Consider the following 684-nt stretch of genomic DNA (forward strand, 5'->3'; position numbering starts at 1 on the left):
GCCTATAGCGGCAGCGTCAACGTCGCGTCGCTGTTGAGCGCCCTCACCTCTCAGGCCTCCCAAGGCGTCGCGCAACGCGAGCAGTCGTTGCAGTCGGCCAGCGGGCAGATCGGACAGGCCGAGGATGTCAAAGGCTCGGTCGATCAAAACACGCGCATGCAGCTTGAGAACGCGCGTGCGGTCAACGAGCTCATCGGCGTCCAAAATGGTGCCGTCGCCGCGCTCAACGAGGAAATGAAGACCCGGCTTTTGCGGCAAAGCCAGGTGCAAAAGCTGATGACGCCGGCGCAAGTCAATCCGTTCGAAAATTTTGGCAAAAGCGGAACTGATCGTTGAGGGCGCGAGCGAAACGCATGCCAGCTTGGTGGCGGGTCAGCATGCTCGCCGTCGCGGTGACGAGTGTCACGCTAAGCGGCTGCGCCCGTCCAGGTCGCGAGCTCAAGGCGCCGTGCGCGCCGCTAGCCTATGCCGGCGACGCTAGCTGCGGACCCTTGAAGCCGGTCAACGCGCCGCCCTTCGATCGTGTTGTCGAGGATGGATGAACGGCCTGGCGACAAGCATTCTGGGAGGCATCGACGACGTCGGAAAGGGCTTTGTTTCCAGCGTCTATATGCAGCTCGGCTATGCACGGTTTTGTTGCAACGGCTGAATAGGGGCGCAGAGAGGCCTGATGCGAGGTCAATC

The 684-nt window shown here is 62.0% G+C and carries 2 protein-coding genes; both read left to right on the forward strand.

Annotation, left to right across the window (positions count from 1 at the left end):
- Window positions 1–336, forward strand: a 336-nt coding sequence (locus EOC06_RS38210) for a type IV secretion system protein (RefSeq protein WP_245470464.1), incomplete at its 5' end; no start/stop codon positions are given.
- Window positions 337–377: 41 nt separating this feature from the next.
- A complete protein-coding gene (locus EOC06_RS40565; protein ID WP_164899045.1) occupies window positions 378–542 on the forward strand; it encodes a hypothetical protein in 165 nt (54 codons plus the stop codon).
- Window positions 543–684: the final 142 nt, after the last annotated feature.

Origin of the sequence: Mesorhizobium sp. M7A.F.Ca.MR.362.00.0.0, assembly GCF_004023175.1 — a bacterium.
Taxonomy (GTDB): domain Bacteria; phylum Pseudomonadota; class Alphaproteobacteria; order Rhizobiales; family Rhizobiaceae; genus Mesorhizobium.